Here is a 19,302-nt window from a genome sequence, read left to right as displayed (position 1 = left end):
CCTCGGCCCCGGTGCTGTCACCGGTCGGTCACCGCGGAGCGGTACGGCGAGCGGACCGCCCGGCTGACTCGGCGCCGGTCGACGCCGCGCCGTACGACACCTCCCGGATGACCGAACACGAGGTCCGCGCCCTGTCGGCCTCCCTCCGCGAGACGGATGTCCGGGAGACGGATGCCCCCGGGAGACGGACGACGCACCGGCAGCGCCGACCGGCACCTGACCTCGCGGACCGCCCCCGCGCTTCTCAGCCCGCACACCCCTCGGTGAGCAGCGCGTCGACCGCGTCCCGGATCTCCTCGTCCTGGACGAAGCCGCGCCAGCCGCCGGAGCCGCGCAGCCGCTCGTCGCGGTCCGGCACCCCGCGCAGCAGATCGGCGGCGGGCCGGGCGGCGGGGCCGATGCGGGCCAGGTGCCGTACCGCGGGGAGCATGACCGGCAGGTAGGTGCCCTCGGCGAGACCCCGCACGGCCGAGGTCGGCACGCGGACCGCCCCCGCGGTTCTCATCCCCCGCACCCCTCGGTGAGCAGCGCGTCGACCGCGTCCCGGATCTCCTCGTCCTGGACGAAGCCGCGCCAGCCGCCGGAGCCGCGCAGCCGCTCGTCGCGGTCCGGCACCCCGCGCAGCAGATCGGCGGCGGGCCGGGCGGCGGGGCCGATGCGGGCCAGGTGCCGTACCGCGGGGAGCATGACCGGCAGGTAGGTGCCCTCGGCGAGACCCCGCACGGCCGAGGTCAGCACCGGGACCGTGTGCGCGGTGTCGCCGGTCGCCGCCCACAGGGCGTGGGCCGCCTCCACGCGGACCCAGGGCTCCCGGTCGGTGGTCAGCGCGCGGAGCCGGTCCGCCCAGGGGGCGGCGTGCGGGCCGAGGTCGGCCAGTCGGCGCAGGGTGGGGTGCGGGAGGTGCCCCGTGCCGGTGGGGCCGAGCCGTTCCAGGAACGGGCCGGGTTCGCCGGTGACCTTCCAGTACGCCCAGGCCGCGAGGTCCGCGTCCGCGCCGCCGCCGGCCGCCCGGGCCGCCAGCGGTTCCCTCGCCGGGGAGCCCGCCCGGCCGATGCCGGCCAGGGCCGTCGCGGCCGCCGGCCAGGTCCGGTCGTCCGCCAGGAGGGCGAGCAGCCGTGGCACCGCCGCCTCCGCCACCGGGCCCCACGCGGCGACGACCTGGCAGAGCGGGCGCAGCAGTCGGGGGTCCGTCGCGGTGTCGAGCCTCTCGCGGAGCGCCGGCAGCAGCGCCTCGGCGTGGTCCACGAGAAGCACCAGGACCTCGTCCAGTGCCGGCAGCACCACGGTGTGCCAGTCCGATGCGGGGAAGTACGCGGAGGCGGACGCGAATCCGGGCCGCTGGCCCGTCAGCAGCCCGGTCAGGCCCGGCACGCAGCGGGGGTCGTTCATCCGGGCCAGCGCCCACACGGCGGCCTCGCCGACGGTCTCCCGCCACCGGGTCGTCCGGGTGCCGGTGTCGCCGAGCAGCGCGGCGACCTCGTCCGCGTACGCCGTGGCGGCCGGGCCGAGACAGGCGAGCAGTTCGGCCGCCCGGTACCGGGCCTCGGGGGAGGGGTCGCCCAGCCGAGCGGCGACGGCCGGCAGCAGCGCGGCGGCCGGGGAGCGCCGACGGGCCAGTTGCGCGCCGGCCTGGGCCAGGGCGCCGATGCGCTGTTCGTCGTCGGGATGGTCCGCGAGCAGGCCGAGAGTGAAGTCGGGGGCCGCTCCGGCGAAGAGCGCGGCGGTCCAGTGGTGGACGCCCTGGACTCCGGCCTCCACCGTGCTGCTGTGGCGCCAGAGCGTGACGCCCGGGTCCCGTACCGCGTGCAGCAGCAGGTCCAGCGAACGCTCGGGCAGCCCCGGATCGGCCGGGGCGAGGGCGTGCACGGCGGCCAGCCGGAGCTGGGCCTCGGGGGCGTCGAGGAGGTCGCGCAGGAGACGGCGGGCCTCGTCGGCGTGCGTTCCGGCCGGTTCGCGCAGGGCCGCCGGGCCGAGGGCGAGGACGAGGTCCAGGCGGGTCACCGGATCGTCCTCGGCCCGCCAGCGCCGCAGCAGCGCGGGCAGGGTCAGCTCACCCGGGCTGGTGCAGGACCCCACCACGTCGGCGGCGGCTCGCCGGATCGCCGGGTCGGGATCGTCCAGCAGGGCGAGTACGTCGGGGAGCGCCGCCTCCCACGCCGGCGGCCAGCCGGGGTCCAGGAACCGGTCGGCGACCTGGCCGGCCTCGTGCGCCAGCATGGCCACCAGGTCCAGCAGGCCGCGCCGGCTCGGCACGTCCGGCCGGGCGGCCAGGCGGAGCAGGAACGGCAGCGCGGCGGGGGCGGCCGAGCAGATCCAGCCGCCCTGGTGGAAGAGCAGGTTGAGCAACTCGGACGACGCGTCCTCGGCATCGTCCGGGTCCGGGCCGGCGCACCGCCGCAACAGGTCCGGCACGTCCCCGGCGGACCCGTAGTTGTGCTGCAACGCGACCCAGTCGACGGCTTCCAGGGCCTGCGGTTCGTCCCCCATGGGCCCGACCCTACCGACACCGGCCGGCGCACCGGTCTGTGGGTGCGGTTCCGGTTCCGCCTCTTGACGCCAGTGGTCCGTACCTTTAGTTTCACGCCTTAAACAAAGCCCCGCAGGTCCCAACGGCCGAATGTCCCCCGGCTGTTGGGTCTGCGGTCCCCCCACCCGAAAGGCCACCCGCGCACATGGCCAGACCCCTCCCGGCGGCGGGCTCGCTCGCCGCTCTGTCCCTTGCCGCCACCCTGCTCACGGCGGCCCCCGCGCCCGCCGCCACCTCCGGGGCGGCCGCCCTGCCCTCGGGATTCGCCACGGTCGTGAACGCCGCGAGCGGCAGGTGTCTGGACGCCAAGGCCGCCGCCACCGCCAACGGCACCGCCGTGCAGCAGTACGCCTGCAACGGCACCACGGCCCAGCAGTGGAGCTTCACCGACACCGGCGACGGCTACGTCCGCATCAACAACCGCAACGACACCAACCAGGTGGCCGACGTCGCCGACGTCTCCACGGCCGACAACGCGCCCGTGCACCTGTGGACTTACGGCGGCGGCGCCAACCAGCAGTGGCTGCCCGTGGACGACGGCGGCGGCGCCTTCCACTTCGTGAACCGCAACAGCGGCAAGTGCTTGGACGACCCCGGCGCCTCGCTCGCCGACAGCGTGCAGTTCGTGCAGTACACCTGCAACGGCACCGCCGCCCAGCGGTTCCAGGTGGTCCCCGTGACCCAGTCGACGAGCAACCCGGACCTCGGCCCCAACGTCGTCGTCTTCGACCCGTCGATGTCCTCGTCGACCATCCAGGGCAAGCTGGACACGATCTTCAAGCAGCAGGAGACCAACCAGTTCGGCTCCCAGCGCTACGCCGTCCTCTTCAAGCCCGGCGCCTACAACGCCAACGTCAACGTCGGCTTCTACACCCAGGTGCTCGGCCTCGGCCTGACCCCGGACGCGGTGACGGTCAACGGCGCCGTGCACGCCGAGGCCGACTGGTTCCAGGGCAACGCCACCCAGAACTTCTGGCGCGGCGCCGAGAACCTGTCGGTCAACCCCACCGGCGGCGGCGACCGCTGGGCGGTCTCCCAGGCGGCGGCGTACCGCCGGATGCATCTGCGCGGCAACCTCGCCCTGGACGACGGCGGCTGGTCGTCCGGCGGCTACCTCGCCGACAGCAAGGTCGACGGACAGGTCAACTCCGGCAGCCAGCAGCAGTGGCTGACCCGCAACTCCCAGCTCGGCAGCTGGACCGGGTCCAACTGGAACATGGTGTTCGTCGGCAGCCAGGGCGTCCCGGCCACCAGCTTCCCGAACCCGCCGTACACCACCGTCGCGCAGAGCCCGGTCACCCGGGAGAAGCCGTTCCTGTACGTCGACGGCTCCGGGAACTACCAGGTGTTCGTGCCGGGTACGCGCACCAACTCCACCGCGACCAGCTGGGCGGGCGGCAGCCCGGCCGGCAGCTCGCTGCCGCTCAGCCAGTTCTACGTCGTCAAGCCCGGCGCCACCGCCGCACAGATCAACGCCGCCCTGGCGGCCGGCCAGAACCTGCTGGTCACCCCCGGCGTCTACCACCTCGACCAGACCCTGAAGGTGACCCGGCCGGACACGGTCGTCCTCGGCCTCGGCCTCGCCACCTTCGTCCCGGACAACGGCATCACCGCGATGTCCGTCGCCGACGTCGACGGCGTGAAGATCGCGGGCCTGCTCTTCGACGCCGGCACCACCAGCTCGAAGACCCTGGTCGAGGTCGGGCCGGCCGGCTCCACCGCCTCCCACGCGGCCGACCCGACCTCCCTGCACGACGTGTACTTCCGCGTCGGCGGCGCCGGCGTCGGCAAGGCCGCCACGAGCCTCGTCGTCAACAGCGACAACGTCATCGGCGACCACATGTGGATCTGGCGCGCCGACCACGGCAGCGGCGTCGGCTGGACCAGCAACACCGCCGACACCGGCCTCGTCGTCAACGGCGACGACGTGACCATGTACGGGCTGTTCGTGGAGCACTTCCAGAAGTACCAGACCGTCTGGAACGGCAACGGCGGCCGCACCTACTTCTTCCAGAACGAGATGCCGTACGACCCGCCGAACCAGGCCGCCTGGATGAACGGCTCCACGCAGGGCTACGCCGCCTACAAGGTCGCCGACTCGGTCACCAGCCACGAGGCGTACGGGCTCGGCAGCTACTGCTACTTCAACGTCAACCCGAGCGTGACGGCCGCCCGCGCCATCGAGGCACCGAACAACCCGAACGTCCGCTTCACCAGCATGGTGACCGTCTCCCTCGGCGGCACCGGCACCATCAGTCACGTCATCAACAACACCGGAGGACCGTCCAACGCGACGACCAACGTCGCGAACCTCGTCCGCTACCCGTGAGCGAAGGGGATGACCTTCCGGACGTGTGACCCGGCGTGACCTGGATACGCGGTCTGCACGGCTCCACCGTCCGTCCGGAAGGTCATCCCCGCCATGACCAGCGCATCCCGCCACTCCGAGGTCACCCTCCGGGTCAACGGCAAACTCCATACCCTGCGCGTCGACCACCGGCGCGTCCTGCTGGACCTGCTGCGCGAGGACCTCGACCTCACCGGCTCGAAGAAGGGCTGCGACCACGGCCAGTGCGGTGCCTGCACCGTGCTGGTCGACGGGCGCCGCCTCAACAGCTGTCTGCTGCTCGCCGTGACCCTCGACGGCAGCGAGGTCACCACCGTCGAGGGCCTCGGCGGCGACGGCGAGGAACCCCACCCGCTCCAACGGGCCTTCCTGGACCGCGACGCCTTCCAGTGCGGCTACTGCACCCCCGGCCAGCTCTGCTCCGCCGTGGGCATGCTCGCCGAGGCCGCGGCCGGCCACCCCTCCCACGTCACCGACCCGGCGGCCCCCACTCAGGGGCCCGTACCGCTGGACCGGCCCGAGATCCGCGAACGGATGAGCGGCAACCTGTGCCGCTGCGGCGCCTACCCGCGCATCGTCGAGGCGATCGAGGACGTGATCTGAGTGAACGGCTTCGGCTACCTCAGGCCCGGCAGCGTCCAGGAGGCCGTCGAGGCCTACGCCGCCGAGCCCGGCGCCCGCTATCTGGCCGGCGGCACCAACCTGGTCGACCTGGTGAAACTCGGCGTGGAGCGGCCCGCCCTCCTCATCGACATCGGCCGGCTGCCGCTGGACGGCATCGAGGAGCTGCCCGACGGCTCCCTGCGCGTCGGCGCCACCGTCCGCAACAGCGACCTCGCCGCCGACCCGCGCGTCCGCGCGCGCTGGCCGGCCCTGTCCCAGGCGCTCCTCGCGGGCGCCTCCGCACAGCTGCGCAACGCCGCCACCACCGGCGGCAACCTGCTCCAGCGCACCCGCTGCCCCTACTTCCAGGACCTGGACAAACCCTGCAACAAACGGGAGCCGGGCAGCGGCTGCGGCGCCCGGGACGGCGTCCACCGCGACCACGCCGTCCTCGGCCACTCCCCGCACTGCATCGCCACCCACCCCTCCGACATGGCCGTCGCCCTCGCCGCTCTCGACGCCCAGGTCGAGCTGTACGGCACCGACGGCACCCGGCGCCTGCCCGTGGCCGACTTCCACCGGCTGCCCGGCGAGCATCCCGAGCGGGACACCTGGATCCGCCCCGGCGAACTGATCACCGGCGTGCTCCTCCCGGCCGCCACCGCCGGTGCCCCGTCCGCCTACCGCAAGGCCCGGGACCGGGCGTCGTACGCCTTCGCACTCGCCTCCGTGGCCGTCCTGCTGCGGGTCGCGGACGGCGTCGTCGACCAGGTGGGCGTCGCCTTCGGCGGGCTCGCCCACCGGCCCTGGCGGGCCCGGCACACCGAGCTGGCCCTGCTGGGCGCCCCCGCCGGCCCCGCCGCCTTCGAAGGAGCCGTGGCCCTCGAACTCGCGCACGCCGAGCCGCTGCGGGACAACGCCTACAAGGTGTCCCTCGCCCGCAACCTCGCCCTGGACGTCCTGAACCGTCTCGCCCCGGCCCCCGCGGTGGCCTGAGCCTTCACAGGAGGAGCAGGAGGATCCCATGACCGGCACGACCGGCACCGCCCTGGGCGCCCCCGCCGAGCGCCGGGAAGGGCGCCAGAAGGTCACCGGCGCCGCCCGCTACGCCGCCGAGTACACCCTGCCCGGCCGCGTCCACGCCTGGCCCGTGCCCGCCGCGGTCGCCCGGGGCCGGGTCACCGCCGTCGACACCTCGGCCGCCCTCGCCCTGCCCGGCGTCCTCGCCGTCCTCACCCCCTTCGACGCGCCCCGGCTCGCCGAACCCGAGGACGGCACGCTCGCCGTGCTCCAGAGCCCGGACGTGCCGCACCGGGGCTGGTGCGTGGCCCTGGCCGTCGCCGAGACCCTGGAGACCGCCCGCGCCGCCGCCCGGGCCGTCCGGGTCGCGTACGCCACCGCACCCCACGACACCGGCCCCGTCGAGGGCCACCCGGGCGCCTACGAACCGCAGGAAGCGGGCGGCCAGCCCGGCCGGGTCGAGCACGGCGACCCCGAGGCCGCCTTCGCCGCGGCCGAGGTCCGCGTCGACGTCACCTACCGGGTGCCGCCGCTGCACAACCACCCGATGGAGCCGCACGCCAGCACGGCCCACTGGGACGGCGACCGGCTCACCGCGTACACCTCCAGCCAGGGCGGCACGACCGTACGGTCCGTGCTCGCCCAGCTGTTCCGGCTGCCCGAGGAGCGGATCACCGTCGTCGCCGAGCACGTCGGCGGCGGCTTCGGCTCCAAGGGGACCCCGCGCCCGGACGTCGTCCTCGCCGCGCTGGCCGCCCGGCACACCGGCCGGCCCGTCACCGTGGCCTACCCCCGCCGGTACTTGCCCACCGTGGTCGGCCACCGCGCCCCGACCGTGCAGCGGCTGCGGCTCGGCGCGCACCCGGACGGCCGGCTCACCGCCGTGCTGCACGACGTCACCACCCACACCTCCCACGTGAAGGAGTTCGTGGAGTACGCGGCCGTGGTCTCCCGCGTCATGTACGCCACCCCGAACCTGCGCAGCGTCCACCACGTGGTGCCGCTGGACGTGCCCAGCCCGTCCTGGATGCGGGCCCCCGGCGAGTCACCCGGCATGTACGCGCTCGAGTCGGCGGTGGACGAACTCGCCGACGGGCTCGGCCTGGACCCGGTGGAACTGCGCGTGCGCAACGAACCGGCGCGGGAACCGGGCAGCGGCAAGCCGTTCAGCAGCCGGCACGTCGTGGAGTGCCTGCGCGAGGGCGCCCGCCGCTTCGGCTGGGCCGGCCGCGACCCGCGCCCCGGCGTGCGTCGCGAGGGCCCGCTGCTGATCGGCACCGGCGTGGCCGCCGCCACCTACCCCGTGCAGATCGCCCCGTCCACCGCCACGGCCGAGGCCCGGCCCGACGGCACCTTCGTCGTCCGGGTCAACGCGGCCGACATCGGCACCGGAGCCCGTACCGTCCTCGCCCAGATCGCCGCCGACGCCCTCGGCGTGCCCCTGGAGCGGGTGCGCACCGAGGTCGGCCACAGCGATCTGCCGCCGGCCCCGCTGGCCGGCGGCTCCATGGGCACCGCCTCCTGGGGCTGGGCCGTGCACGAGGCGTGCACCCGGCTCGCCGCGGACCCCGGCCCGCCGTCCGGCGAGCGCCACGTCGTCCGCGCCGACACCACCGGGACGGCCGACGCCGAAAGCCCCTACGCGCGGCACGCGTTCGGCGCGCACTTCGCCGAGGTCGCCGTCGACACCGTCACCGGAGAGATCCGGGTGCGCCGGCTGCTCGGCATCTTCGCCGCCGGACGGATCCTCAACGCCCGTACCGCGCGCTCCCAGTTCACCGGCGCCATGGTCATGGGCCTCGGCATGGCCCTCACCGAGCACAGCACCCTGGACCCGGCGTTCGGCGACTTCCCCGAGGCCGACCTCGCCTCCTACCACGTGCCCGTGCACGCCGACGTCCCCGACATCGAGGCCGACTGGATCGACGAACACGACACCCACCTCAACCCCATGGGCAGCAAGGGCATCGGCGAGATCGGCATCGTCGGCACCGCCGCCGCCCTCGGCAACGCCGTCCACCACGCCACCGGCATCCGCTTCCGCACACTCCCCCTGACCCCCGACCGGATCCTCGCCGGCCTGCTGTCCGAGGGGTGACGGTGACGGGACCCGCGTGGGAGCATCCCTGGGAGTCGCCCTGGGAGTACGTCTGGGAGTACGACGGCTACCGGCCCGCGGAGGAACGCCTGCGGGAGTCCCTGTGCACCCTCGGCAACGGCTACTTCGCCACCCGCGGGGCACTGCCCGAGTGCACCGCGGACGACGTGCACTACCCGGGCACCTACGCGGCCGGCTGCTACAACCGGCTCACCTCCGAGGTCGCCGGGCGCCGGATCGAGAACGAGGACATGGTCAACCTGCCCAACTGGCTGCCGCTGCGCTTCCGGCCGGCCGGCGGGGACTGGCTCACCCCGGACACCGTCCCGGTCACCGAGCACCACCAGATGCTCCACCTCGATCCCGGCCTGCTGGAACGCCGTACCCGCTACCCGATCGGCCCGGACGCCACCCTCCTCGTCCGGCAGGTGCGCCTGGTCCACCTGGCCGACCCTCATCTCGCCGCACTCCGCACCGAGTTCACCGCCGAGGGCCGCACCGTCGAGCTGGACGTCGAGGCCGCGCTCGACGGGCGCGTCACCAACCACGGTGTCGCCCGCTACCGGGACCTGGACGGCCGGCACCTCACCCACATCGCCGTCGGCACCACCGCGCCCGGCACGGTCTGGCTGCGCTGCCGCACCCGGACCTCCGACATCAGCTTCGGCCTGGCCGCCCGGCTGACCGCCGGGGTGCCGGTCACCCACGCCAACGAGGCGCACCGCGCCGTCCAGCGGCTCGAGCTGTCCCTGGCGCCCGGCCGGACCGTCACCGTCGACAAGACCGTCGCCCTGCACACCTCCCACGACCCGGCCATCAGCGACCCGCTGCGCGCCGCCGTGGACCGGGTCGGCGACGCGCCCGGCTTCGACGAACTGCGCGAGACCCACCGCGCGGCCTGGGAACAGCTGTGGCGGCGCACCGCGCTCGACGTGCCCGGTGAGGCGGGCAGCATCCTGCGCCTGCACCTGTTCCACGTGCTCCAGACCCTCTCGCCGCACACCGCCGACCTCGACGTCGGCGTGCCCGCCCGCGGCCTGCACGGCGAGTCGTACCGGGGCCATGTCTTCTGGGACGAACTCTTCGTCCTGCCCTACCTCAACCTCCACCTCCCCGAGGTCTCCCGCGCCCTGCTCCGCTACCGCCACCGCCGCCTGGACGCGGCCTGCCACGCGGCCAGCGAACTCGGCCGCTGCGGCGCGCTCTACCCGTGGCAGAGCGGCAGCGACGGCCGCGAGGAGACCCAGCAGCTGCACCTCAACCCGCGCTCCGGCCGCTGGCTGCCGGACCACTCCCGGCTCCAGCACCACGTCGGCTCGGCCGTGGCCTACAACGTCTGGCAGTACTGCGAGGCGACCGGCGACATCGAGTTCCTGCACGGCGAGGGCGCCGAGGTGTTCCTCCAGATCGCCCGCTTCTGGGGGCAGTCGGCGACCTGGGACGACCACCTCGGCCGGTACCGCGTCCGGGGCGTCGTCGGCCCCGACGAGTACCACGACGCCTACCCCGGCGCGGCCCGGCCCGGCCTGGACGACAACGCGTACACCAACGTCACCGCCGCCTGGGTGCTCACCCGCGCCCTGGAACTGCTGCACGACCTGCCCGAGCCGCGCCGCCGGGAACTCACCGAGCTGACCGGCGTCGGCGAGGACGAACCCGACCGCTGGGCGGAGGTCTCCCGTGGTCTGCACATCCCCTTCCACGACGGGGTGATCAGCCAGTTCGACGGCTACGGCGACCTCGCCGAACTGGACTGGGCGGGCTACCGGGGGCGGTACGACGACATCCGGCGCCTGGACCGCATCCTGGAGGCGGAGGGCGACACCGTCAACCGCTACAAGGCGTCCAAACAGGCCGACGTACTGATGCTCGGCTACCTCTTCTCGCCGCCCGAACTGCGCTCCCTCTTCCAGCAGTTGGGGTACCACCTGGACGAGCACATCTGGCTCGCGACCGTGGACCACTATCTGCACCGCACCAGCCACGGCTCCACCCTCAGCGGACTGGTCCACGGCTGGATTCTCGCCCGCGCCCGCCGCTCCGACGCCTGGAGCTTCGTCCAGGAGGCGCTGCGCGGCGACATCGCCGACCTCCAGGGCGGCACCACGGGCGAGGGCATCCACCTCGGCGCGATGGCCGGCACGCTCGACCTCGTCCAGCGCGGACTGACCGGCCTGGAGACCCGTGGCGGCGGACTGTGCCTCGACCCGGTCCCGCTGCCCGAACTGTCCTCCTACGGCTTCAGCATCCGCTACCGCGGCCACTGGGGCGTCCGGCTGCGCCTGCGCAGCGGCCTGCTGGAGATCGCCGTACCGGACTCCGGCCGCTCACCCATCGACGTCCGCCTGCGCGACCGCGTGGTACCGGTGGGACCGGGGGAGACGGCACGGCTGGTGCTACCGGACTGAGGCCCAGCCCTCGACGACCGGGCACCGGTGCGCCGGGGCGGCCCCGGGGCATGCGCGCGGGGGTGAACTCAGCCCTCGGCGAGGGGGTATCGGTGTACCGGCGGCAGGCCCGGCAGCAGTTCCGGCCACACCGTGTCCAGGACATGCGCGCTCGGCGTGAACAGCGGTCGGGCGAGGCCGGGAAGGTCGGCGACCTCGTGCCACTCCCAGCGGCGGATCAGGCGCGGCTCGGTGACGACCGGCTCGCCGGTGAACGCCGTGACCTGGACGGCGGCCGTCACCCGGGGCATGCCGTCCACGGAGTCCATCAGGACGGCCCGCACCCGCGCGCCGCCGGGGTCGGCCTTCAGGGACGTCTCCTCCTCCAGCTCCCGCACGGCCGCGGCGGCGAAGTCCTCGCCCGGCTCGTTCTTGCCGCCGGGCAGCTCCCAGACACCCCGCACCGACCAGCCGAGCAACACGCGTCCCGCCGCGTCCGTGACGACGACACCGGCACCGGTCAGCGCGTGCGGAGCGGGCCGGCCCTTGCCGGCGCAGACCAGCGCGGCGGGAGCGGGGCCGCGCAGGACGAGCATGGCCAGGCCGTCGGCGTCGTACCGCCCGGCGGACTCCCAGCCCGCGCACAGCAGCCCGATCTCCTCCTCGTCCAGGGCCACGCCCCGCTCCCGCTCCGGTACGGCGTCCACGACCGGGGTGATCACGCAGAGCGCGCCGCCGGGACGCAGCCGCTCCCGCAGCCGGCCGAGCACCCGGGTGCGGTCGCGGACGAACGCCCAGCCGAGCCGGACGGTGATCAAGTCGTACGTGTCGTGCGGGAGTCGGCCGAGGCTGTCGCGTTCGATGTCCAGCCGCCGGTACGTCACCCCGGTCCCGGCGGCGCCGCGGGCCTCGGCGAGCGCGACGGCGGACCAGTCGACGGCGTCCACCAGGTACCCGGACGCGGCCAGGTGGCGGGCGAGTTCGCCGAGCCCGCAGCCGACGTCCAGGCAGCGCCCGCCCGCCGGTGCCGGGACGTGCTCGGCGAGCAGCCGGCGCTCGGCGGGACCCAGGGGCCGGAACCGGCCGCCGCGCGCGTAGTGCGCGTCCCACTCCTCGGGCTTGAGATGTGCCACCGGACCTCCTCGTGCCGGTCGATACACGGACAAGGGGATCATGGCCGGGTCACGGCCGGGACACACCGCCGTCCGCGATCTCGACGGCGCCCGTCGGCGGGACCACCATGGGAGAGCGGTCGAGGACGAGAGGAGCCGCCGGACATGAGGGTGACCGACGTGCCCTTGCGCGTCCTGGCCGTGGACGACGAGGAACCCGCACTCGAAGAGCTGGTCTACCTGCTGGGGGAGGACCCGCGGGTCGGCACCGCCGTGCCCGCCCTGGAGGCCACCGAGGCGCTGCGCCGGCTGAGCCGGGCCATGGCGGAGAGCCCGGACGGCACGGAGGGCTTCGACGTCGTCTTCCTCGACATCGACATGCCCGGCCTGAGCGGCCTCGAACTGGCCCGGCTGCTGGGCGGGTTCGCCGCTCCGCCGCTCGTCGTCTTCGTCACCGCCCACGAGGACTTCGCCGTGCGCGCCTTCGACCTCAAGGCGGTGGACTACCTGCTCAAGCCGCTCCGCAAGGAGCGCTTCGCCGAGGCCGTACGGCGGGTCACCGAGCTGGTCCGGGCCGGACAGGGCCCCCGCCCGGCCGCCCCCGCCCCGCCCGGGCCCGCGGCACCCGCCCCCGGCGACCAGGTGCCCGTGGAACTGGGCGGGGTGACCCGGTTCGTGCCCCTCGCCGACATCACCCATGTCGAGGCGCAGGGCGACTACGCCCGGCTGCACACCGGCCAGGGCAGCCACTTGGTGCGGATACCGCTGTCCACCCTGGAGGAGCAGTGGCGCTCGCGCGGCTTCGTCCGGATCCACCGCAGCCGGCTCGTCGCCCTCGGCCGGATCGAGGAACTCCGCCTGGACGGCGGCAACGTGAGCGTCCGCATCGGTGACCGGGTACTCGCCGTCAGCCGCCGCAACGCCCGCGAACTCCGCGATCTGCTGGCGGGCCGCGCGACGGGCCGGATGCGCTGAGCGAAGGTCACGCGGACGTTTCGGCGGGGCCGGGTGCGGGGAGCGCCGTCGCTTGTCGACACTGCCACGCGTGTTAGGTTCGTCCCATGAGCGCCCAACACGGCTCGTTCTCCCTGGACTTGGACTTCACGGTGCCTCGGTCCGAGGTCTTCCGAGGCTTCGCCGACCCGTCCCTGCGGCGCCGCTGGTTCCGCCTCCCCGGCGGGTCCGCCACCGCCGAGCACGCACTCGACTTCCGGGTCGGCGCCGGCGAGACCGCCCGCAACGTCTTCGTCTCCGGTGACACCGAGGAGCACCTCGCCTACCGCTCCCGGTTCCTGGACATCGTCCCGGACACCCGGATCGTCTACGTCTACGAGGCCGAGGTCGACGGCAGCCGCCGCTGGATCTCCCTCGTCACCGTGGAACTCGCCGACGAGCCCGCCGGCTCCCGCATGACCTGGACCGAGCAGTACACCTGGCTCGTGCCCACCGGGGACGGCACCCAGGACATCGCCCACCTCCGCGGCGGCACGCGCCTACTGCTCAACGGGCTGTCCACGGTCGTGAACCCCGACCGCCACCGGGGCCTGCACGTCCGGTCCTGAGACCCGGTACCGGGTCATCCGACCGGTGCCACCACCACGTCCGGACGCCCTCGTGTCACAGCTTGGCGTTGGGAGGGTCGTCGCCGGGGGAGCGCGCCGCCGGTGACGGAGAGTGCCCGGGTGGCTCCCCTCCGCTGCCCACCCTCCGCAGTCGGCGTTCCCCCGGTCCGGCTCACCTGGCCCATCGGCGCGGATGCCGTTCCGCGGGGCGAGTGCCAGACTGAAGCCTCGGAGCCGGAGGCCCGCGGCAGCCGGCTGGGGGCCTGCCCGTTCGCCGGCCGGATGGAAACTGTCCATGACTTCTCAGACTTCTGAAGCGCTGTACTCCCCGGACGGAACCGCTCTTCTGATCATCGACCCGTACAACGACTTCCTGTCCGAGGGCGGCAAGCTGTGGCCGCGGACGAAGGAGGTCGCGGAAGGCGTCGGCCTGCTCGACCACATGCGCACCATGCTGGCCACGGCCCGCGGCCAGGGCTTCCGCGTCTTCAGCGTGCCCCACCACCAGACGACGGCGAACGACTACGTCACGCGGTTTCGCGAACACCGACCTCGACTCCCCGTAGGAAGAGCAGAGGCGGGACAACGCGGAGGCGACATGTGCGGAGGCGACATGTGCGGCGGCGAACGGAAGGCCGTACGGGAACCAGGCGCGGACGGCGGTGACAGCCTGTGAGCGTGACCGAAGAAGGACCCCGGTCCGGCGCAGCGCGCGGAGCACTGGCCGGGCAGACGGTCGTGGTGGTGGGAGGCAGCGCGGGCATCGGCCTGGAGACCGCGCGCCAGGTGCGCGCGGCCGACGGCGAGCTGGTGCTCGTGGCGCGCGGCCCCGAACGTCTGCGGCGGGCGGCGGACGAACTGAACCCCCTGAGCACGGCCGCGTTCGACGCCCAGGACACCGACCGCCTGGAGCGGTTTCTCGGGGAGCTGCCCGGTCAGGTCGACCATGTGATGGTCACGGCGGGCAACCCGTCGTACACCCCTCTCGCCGAACTCGACCTGACCGACGCGAGGCGTGACTTCGGCGGGCGTCTCGCGATGATGCTGGCGGTGGCGCGGGCGAGCCGGGAAAAGGTCAGGGCCGGGGGAACGCTGTTGTTCATCGGCGGCACGGGCGGTCGCCGGCCCGCCGCCGGGATGGCCGTGACGGGCGCCCTCACCGCGGCGCTGCCGGCGCTGACCGCCAACCTGGCACTGGAGGTCGCCCCGGTCCGGGTCAACCTGATCGCGGCCGGGTTCGTGGACACCCCGCTGTCGGCCTCCCTCCTCGGTGACCGACTGGAGGCTCGCCGCGAGGAGTTGAGAAGGACACTGCCCATCGGCCGGGTGGTCGGACCGGCGGACGTCGCCGCCCTCGCGCTGCACATCATGACCAACGGGGCGCTCACCGGCGCGACGTACGACATCGACGGCGGCCAGCAACTGGTAGCACGCTGACATCTGTCGGCCACCGGGCGAACGTCCACATGCGGCCCGCTCGCGCGCGTGTCTAAGCTGGAACACGGCACAGCCGGTCGGTCAGGACGTCAGGACGTCAGGGCGTCGTGGCATCAGGGCGCCGCCACGCCGGGCGTGGGACGACGCGCTCGCAGCCCGTTCCGGGTGCCGGGAAATGTCTCCCCCCCCAGCCCCGACTCCGGTCACCGTTATCCGCTCCGAGACGGGAAGCGCAAGCCATGGACATGAAACTCGAGATCGTCGTGGTGCCGGTGTCCGACGTCGACCGGGCCAAGGACTTCTACACCGCCCTGGGCTGGAGGCTCGACGCGGACTTCGCCCCCGAGAAGGACTTCCGGGTGGTGCAGGTGACCCCTCCGGGTTCCCCGGCGTCGGTCATCTTCGGCGCGTCGGTCACCGATCGGCCCCCGGGCTCGGCCCACGGCCTGTACCTGATCGTCGACGACATCGAGGCCGCCCATGACGAACTGACACGACGCGGCGCCGACCCGAGCGACGTGTTCCACGACGCCGGCGGCATCTTCCACCACGCCGGCACCGAAGGCAGGGTTCCCGGTCCTGATCCCGAACGCAGCAGTTACGCCTCCTACCTGACCTTCAGCGACCCGGACGGCAACGGCTGGTTCCTCCAGGAGGTCACCACCCGGCTCCCGGGCCGGCTGGACCCCGCGACCACCTCGTTCTCCTCGGCCGACGACCTTGCCCGCGCCCTGCGTCGGGCCGCGGCGGCGCACGGCGAACACGAGGCCCGCACCGGCACGGAAGACCCGGACTGGCCGGACTGGTACGCGCGGTACATGGTCAGCGAACAGTCCGGCACGGAACCGCCTTCCTGAGCGGTCGGACAACGGTCCGGCGAGGGAACCGGACACGAAGCGGTACGCATCAGCCGCTCACTCGGCGTGGACCGGCGGTCCCGCCTCCTCCACTGACGATGTGCAGGAGATGTGTGTGGCGGACGACGTGTGATCTCCCTGTATACAGTGCGTGTTAGCCTGCCCGCGGTCACGATCGCACGCATACGGGGGAGACACGGTGGGCTCGGACGGCTACCAGGTCAAGGCAGGCATGACCGGCCAGGCCCAGCAACTCGACAGCGCCGGCACGGACATGGACGGCGTCAGCTCGGCCGTCAGGTCCCGCACGAGTTACTCGTACGGCGATGTCGGCGGCGACGACGCCGCCTCGGCCCTGAACGCGTTCGTCAAGGCCTGGGAGGCGGAGGCCAAGACACTGGCGTCGGCGTTGCACGAGCTGGGCGGCAAGGTGCAGTTGGCCAAGAAGACCTACCACGGCACCGACGGCCTGGTGAAGGCGAACGCGGACAGCGTCCCCGTCGGCGGCACGAGCGGCCTCACCGACACATCGACGCAGGGCGGGCGCACCTCGGCCCTGTCGAGCTACTGAGGAACGGGCCGGTGTCGTTCTTCTCCTCTCCCCTCGACTCCCCTTCCTTCCGCCTCGCGTGGCTCGCCGGACTGTCCAAGAAGATGCTCGGTGCCGGCAGCAAGAACGAGCTTCTCGACCTGATCGACGACGCCCTCTCGGTGCCCGAACCGGGTGGCGACCCGGGCGTGCTGGAGGGCCTGGCAATGCTCTACCGCGGCCAGGTCGACCAGGTCGGCAGCGTCTTCGACCAGGTCGACCGGGTGGGTCGCAAGGGTCTTCCGGAGGTGTGGGTCGGCGACACGAGCGTCCTCGCCTCCGACGTGGTGAACGCCGTCGGGCGGTCCGTGACCCAGATGAGCGAGGCGTTCCAGGGGTGCGCGACGGTGCTGCTGACGCTGGCCGACGCGATCGGCGCCGCGCAGCGCAAGGACGAGCAGGGCCGCGGACAGCTGCTGGAGCAGAAGAGGACGCTCGGCGGCAAGGACGGTTTCTTCGACGACCTGCACGAGAGTGACGAGGAGGAGTGGGACCGCAAGAACGCCGCCCACTTCGGCTCCTACGCGGTCGACCTGATGCACGCCGCCGTGGCCGACGCGCAGGAGGCCACCCGCGTCGCGGCCCGGGACCTGAACAAGTGGGCCGCCGAGGCACGGGCCGGGAAGATGGAGACCAGCGAACTCACCGCCGCCGACAAGGTGATGCTCGCCGACACCGGCGTCGCGGGCGCCGACGCCGAGCTGAACGAGATCCTCAAGGCCGGCGACCTGGAGCGCGCTTCGGCGCGGATGGACCTGCTGAGCCTCGACGACGAGATGGCCATGGAGCGGATGCTGGCGAAGTCGGACAGCCCCCAGGAGCGGGCCTACCTGATGAAGGCCCTGGCCGCCGGCCACAGCGTCGCCGAGATCGGGACGTTCCAGAACAAGATCCACGGCAAGGACCCCGCCTGGCTGCGCCGGCACCTCACTCCGGTGGTCACCGGCGCGGACAGCATGAAGGACGAGGGCCTGGCGCCGGACGGCTCGAACAACAACAAGGACTACGTCACGTTCGACGGCCAGCGCTGGATCCAGGGCGGCGACGGCTCCGAGGGCACCTGCGTGGCCTCGTCCACCGTCACGTCCCGCGCCATGGTCGACCCCCTGTACGCGCTCGACCTCACCGGCGGCCCCGACGGGCAGCAGGACGACCCCGACGCCTTCAAGCAACGCCTGGTGGCCGAACAGCACCGGCTGCACACCGAAGGCGACGGCGGCGAGAACTGGGGCGGCATGGGACCCGAGGGGCAGGAACGGATCAACGACACCGCCGTCGGCAGTGCCACCGGCAGTGACTACGAGCGCCAGGACCTGAACAGCGCCGCCGACCGCAGGGCGGTCCTCACCGAGGTCGAGAAGTCGGTGGCGCAGGGGCGGCCGGTGCCGGTCGACGTCTCGGGCAAGGAGGGCGCCCACGCGATGACGATCATCGCCCAGGAGGGTGACATGCTTCAGGTGTACAACCCCTGGGGCTCGACCACCTGGGTCAGCGAGGACGACTTCATCAACGGCCACATGGGCAAGGCTTCCACCAGTGATCTCCCCAACGCGTACAGCGTCTATCTTCCGCGGTAGCAGGGGCGGTGCCGCGATCGCGGCGGCCGCGCTCCTCGCCCTCGCCACGGGCTGCGGCTCGGGCACCGACGAACCGGCCGGCGGCTCCACGAGCACCGCGGGCCGTCCGACCAGCCACCCGGTGAAGGACACCAGCATCACCGCCGAGCCGGGTGAGCGATTCACGATCACCGTCCACCAGAACGCCTCCACCCGTGAGTACTGGTACCTGGTCGACCCCAAGCCAGACAGCTCGGTGCTGGTCAGCCGCGGCCAGGACCACGCGTCGGACTCCGGCGACGAGCCGATGCCCGGTGCCGGCGGCCGGCTCACCTTCGCCTTCGAGGCCAAGGGCAAGGGGACCACCCGGTTCACGCTGCTGCACTGCACGTTCACCACCTGCCAGGGCAACACCTCCACCCTGCCCCCCAAGACGACCGGACCCTCCGCCACCCCGGCCACGGGGGCGGCCACTCCCTCCCAGGCCCCCGAGCGCATCACCTACACCGTCACCGTCGACTGAGCGACGAGACGAGACACCCGAGGCCCCGCCATGAACGACGACGCCCCGTACCCGCCGGACCGCACGGACGACGAGCTGGCCCGGCTCGACATCACCGTCCTGCTGCGGTACGGCCTCACCGCCGGGCCCGGCACCCGGCGCACCGCTCTGTTCGGCGACGGCGCCGCGGCCGCGGCCGTCGTCCTCGACCGCCTCGGCACCGAGCCGCGCTCGGTCGCCTTCCTCGCCGACACCGTGCGCGCCGGCGGACTCGCCCGCGCCGCGGAGCTGCCCGAGCCCCTGCCCCGCCGGGAGGCGGCCGTCCTCGTACGGGAGTGGCTGCGGGCCGGCACCGAACTCATGGGCGGAATCGCCGCCGACGACACGGCGGCCACCTGGCTGCACGCCGTCGCGACCATCATCGAACTGAAGCAGCTGACCCGGGCGCGGAGCGGGCGTACGTGACCTGAGCAGCCGATCGGAGTACGGCGGCGGGTGTGGGGCCGTGATCACGCCGTCGGCGTTCATGGCAGCCCGCCGACCGCTTGCACGCACGCGGTCCGGAGAGGTAGGTGCGCAGGCCGCCAACGGTACCTAGGGTGGGGAGTGCAGGTCTGTGACACAGCCACAGCCTGGAACGAGTGACGAAGCAGGAGGACGCGCGACGCAGGGCCCGGTCCGCCGCGGGCCCCGCCGCGACGAGCG

General features: G+C 73.4%; 17 protein-coding genes. 14 read left to right on the top strand and 3 right to left on the bottom strand.

Translation table 11 applies throughout. The annotated features are described in order from the left end of the window. Window positions 1-244: 244 nt before the first annotated feature. Together ACZ4WH_RS17085 and ACZ4WH_RS17080 are read right to left on the bottom strand one after the other, a co-directional pair. Window positions 245-505, bottom strand: coding sequence for a hypothetical protein (locus ACZ4WH_RS17085; RefSeq protein WP_468181095.1), 261 nt, complete (start codon window positions 503-505; stop codon window positions 245-247). Then, window positions 502-2,487 (bottom strand): HEAT repeat domain-containing protein, encoded by a 1,986-nt coding sequence (locus ACZ4WH_RS17080; protein WP_468181094.1) that lies wholly within the window; start codon window positions 2,485-2,487, stop codon window positions 502-504. Before ACZ4WH_RS17080 ends, ACZ4WH_RS17085 begins: the two co-directional genes overlap by 4 nt. Before the next feature lie 185 nt (window positions 2,488-2,672). Between ACZ4WH_RS17080 and ACZ4WH_RS17075 the strand changes: the two genes are divergently transcribed. The 5 genes from ACZ4WH_RS17075 (at window position 2,673) to ACZ4WH_RS17055 (ending at window position 11,003) form a co-directional block, all read left to right on the top strand. After that, window positions 2,673-4,856, top strand: coding sequence for an RICIN domain-containing protein (locus tag ACZ4WH_RS17075; RefSeq protein WP_468181092.1), 2,184 nt, complete (start codon window positions 2,673-2,675; stop codon window positions 4,854-4,856). Window positions 4,857-4,949: 93 nt separating this feature from the next. Further along, window positions 4,950-5,477, top strand: coding sequence for a 2Fe-2S iron-sulfur cluster-binding protein (locus ACZ4WH_RS17070; RefSeq protein WP_468181090.1), 528 nt, complete (start codon window positions 4,950-4,952; stop codon window positions 5,475-5,477). Next, on the top strand, window positions 5,478-6,473 hold the full coding sequence (locus tag ACZ4WH_RS17065; RefSeq protein ID WP_468181088.1) for an FAD binding domain-containing protein: 996 nt from the start codon (window positions 5,478-5,480) through the stop codon (window positions 6,471-6,473). It begins immediately after the preceding gene. A 28-nt stretch (window positions 6,474-6,501) separates the two neighbouring features. Further along, on the top strand, window positions 6,502-8,595 hold the full coding sequence (locus tag ACZ4WH_RS17060) for a xanthine dehydrogenase family protein molybdopterin-binding subunit (RefSeq protein WP_468181086.1): 2,094 nt from the start codon (window positions 6,502-6,504) through the stop codon (window positions 8,593-8,595). After that, a complete protein-coding gene (locus ACZ4WH_RS17055) occupies window positions 8,592-11,003 on the top strand; it encodes a glycoside hydrolase family 65 protein (protein WP_468181084.1) in 2,412 nt (803 codons plus the stop codon). Before ACZ4WH_RS17060 ends, ACZ4WH_RS17055 begins: the two co-directional genes overlap by 4 nt. Window positions 11,004-11,071: 68 nt before the next feature. On the opposite strand, the gene ACZ4WH_RS17050 is transcribed toward ACZ4WH_RS17055, so the two are convergent. Next, window positions 11,072-12,115 carry a bifunctional class I SAM-dependent methyltransferase/NUDIX hydrolase gene (locus ACZ4WH_RS17050; RefSeq protein WP_468181082.1) on the bottom strand — a complete coding sequence of 348 codons (1,044 nt, stop codon included), beginning with the start codon at window positions 12,113-12,115 and terminating at the stop codon, window positions 11,072-11,074. A gap of 144 nt (window positions 12,116-12,259) precedes the next feature. Here ACZ4WH_RS17050 and ACZ4WH_RS17045 point away from each other — a divergent pair, with 144 nt between their 5' ends. From ACZ4WH_RS17045 to ACZ4WH_RS17005, 9 genes are all read left to right on the top strand, one after another. Beyond that, window positions 12,260-13,069 carry a LytR/AlgR family response regulator transcription factor gene (locus ACZ4WH_RS17045; protein WP_468181080.1) on the top strand — a complete coding sequence of 270 codons (810 nt, stop codon included), beginning with the start codon at window positions 12,260-12,262 and terminating at the stop codon, window positions 13,067-13,069. A gap of 86 nt (window positions 13,070-13,155) precedes the next feature. After that, window positions 13,156-13,656 (top strand): SRPBCC domain-containing protein, encoded by a 501-nt coding sequence (locus tag ACZ4WH_RS17040; protein ID WP_468181078.1) that lies wholly within the window; start codon window positions 13,156-13,158, stop codon window positions 13,654-13,656. A 295-nt stretch (window positions 13,657-13,951) separates the two neighbouring features. Then, window positions 13,952-14,332 carry a hypothetical protein gene (locus tag ACZ4WH_RS17035; RefSeq protein ID WP_468181076.1) on the top strand — a complete coding sequence of 127 codons (381 nt, stop codon included), beginning with the start codon at window positions 13,952-13,954 and terminating at the stop codon, window positions 14,330-14,332. A 2-nt stretch (window positions 14,333-14,334) separates the two neighbouring features. Beyond that, window positions 14,335-15,093, top strand: coding sequence for an SDR family oxidoreductase (locus ACZ4WH_RS17030; RefSeq protein WP_468181074.1), 759 nt, complete (start codon window positions 14,335-14,337; stop codon window positions 15,091-15,093). A gap of 239 nt (window positions 15,094-15,332) precedes the next feature. Then, a complete protein-coding gene (locus tag ACZ4WH_RS17025) occupies window positions 15,333-15,950 on the top strand; it encodes a VOC family protein (RefSeq protein ID WP_468181072.1) in 618 nt (205 codons plus the stop codon). A gap of 199 nt (window positions 15,951-16,149) precedes the next feature. Continuing rightward, entirely contained in the window at window positions 16,150-16,521 is a 372-nt protein-coding gene (locus tag ACZ4WH_RS17020) for a hypothetical protein (RefSeq protein WP_468181070.1), read from the top strand. A gap of 11 nt (window positions 16,522-16,532) precedes the next feature. Next, window positions 16,533-18,116 (top strand): peptidoglycan-binding protein, encoded by a 1,584-nt coding sequence (locus tag ACZ4WH_RS17015; RefSeq protein WP_468181068.1) that lies wholly within the window; start codon window positions 16,533-16,535, stop codon window positions 18,114-18,116. 121 nt (window positions 18,117-18,237) lie between these two features. Further along, window positions 18,238-18,618, top strand: coding sequence for a protease inhibitor I42 family protein (locus ACZ4WH_RS17010; protein ID WP_468181066.1), 381 nt, complete (start codon window positions 18,238-18,240; stop codon window positions 18,616-18,618). A 30-nt stretch (window positions 18,619-18,648) separates the two neighbouring features. Then, the gene (locus ACZ4WH_RS17005) at window positions 18,649-19,062 is read left to right on the top strand and encodes a hypothetical protein (RefSeq protein WP_468181064.1); all 414 of its coding nucleotides are present in this window, start codon (window positions 18,649-18,651) and stop codon (window positions 19,060-19,062) included. The last annotated feature ends 240 nt before the right edge of the window (window positions 19,063-19,302 follow it).

The organism is Streptomyces sp. NPDC029138, assembly GCF_055564375.1.
This window is presented reverse-complemented; position numbering and strand designations above follow the sequence as displayed.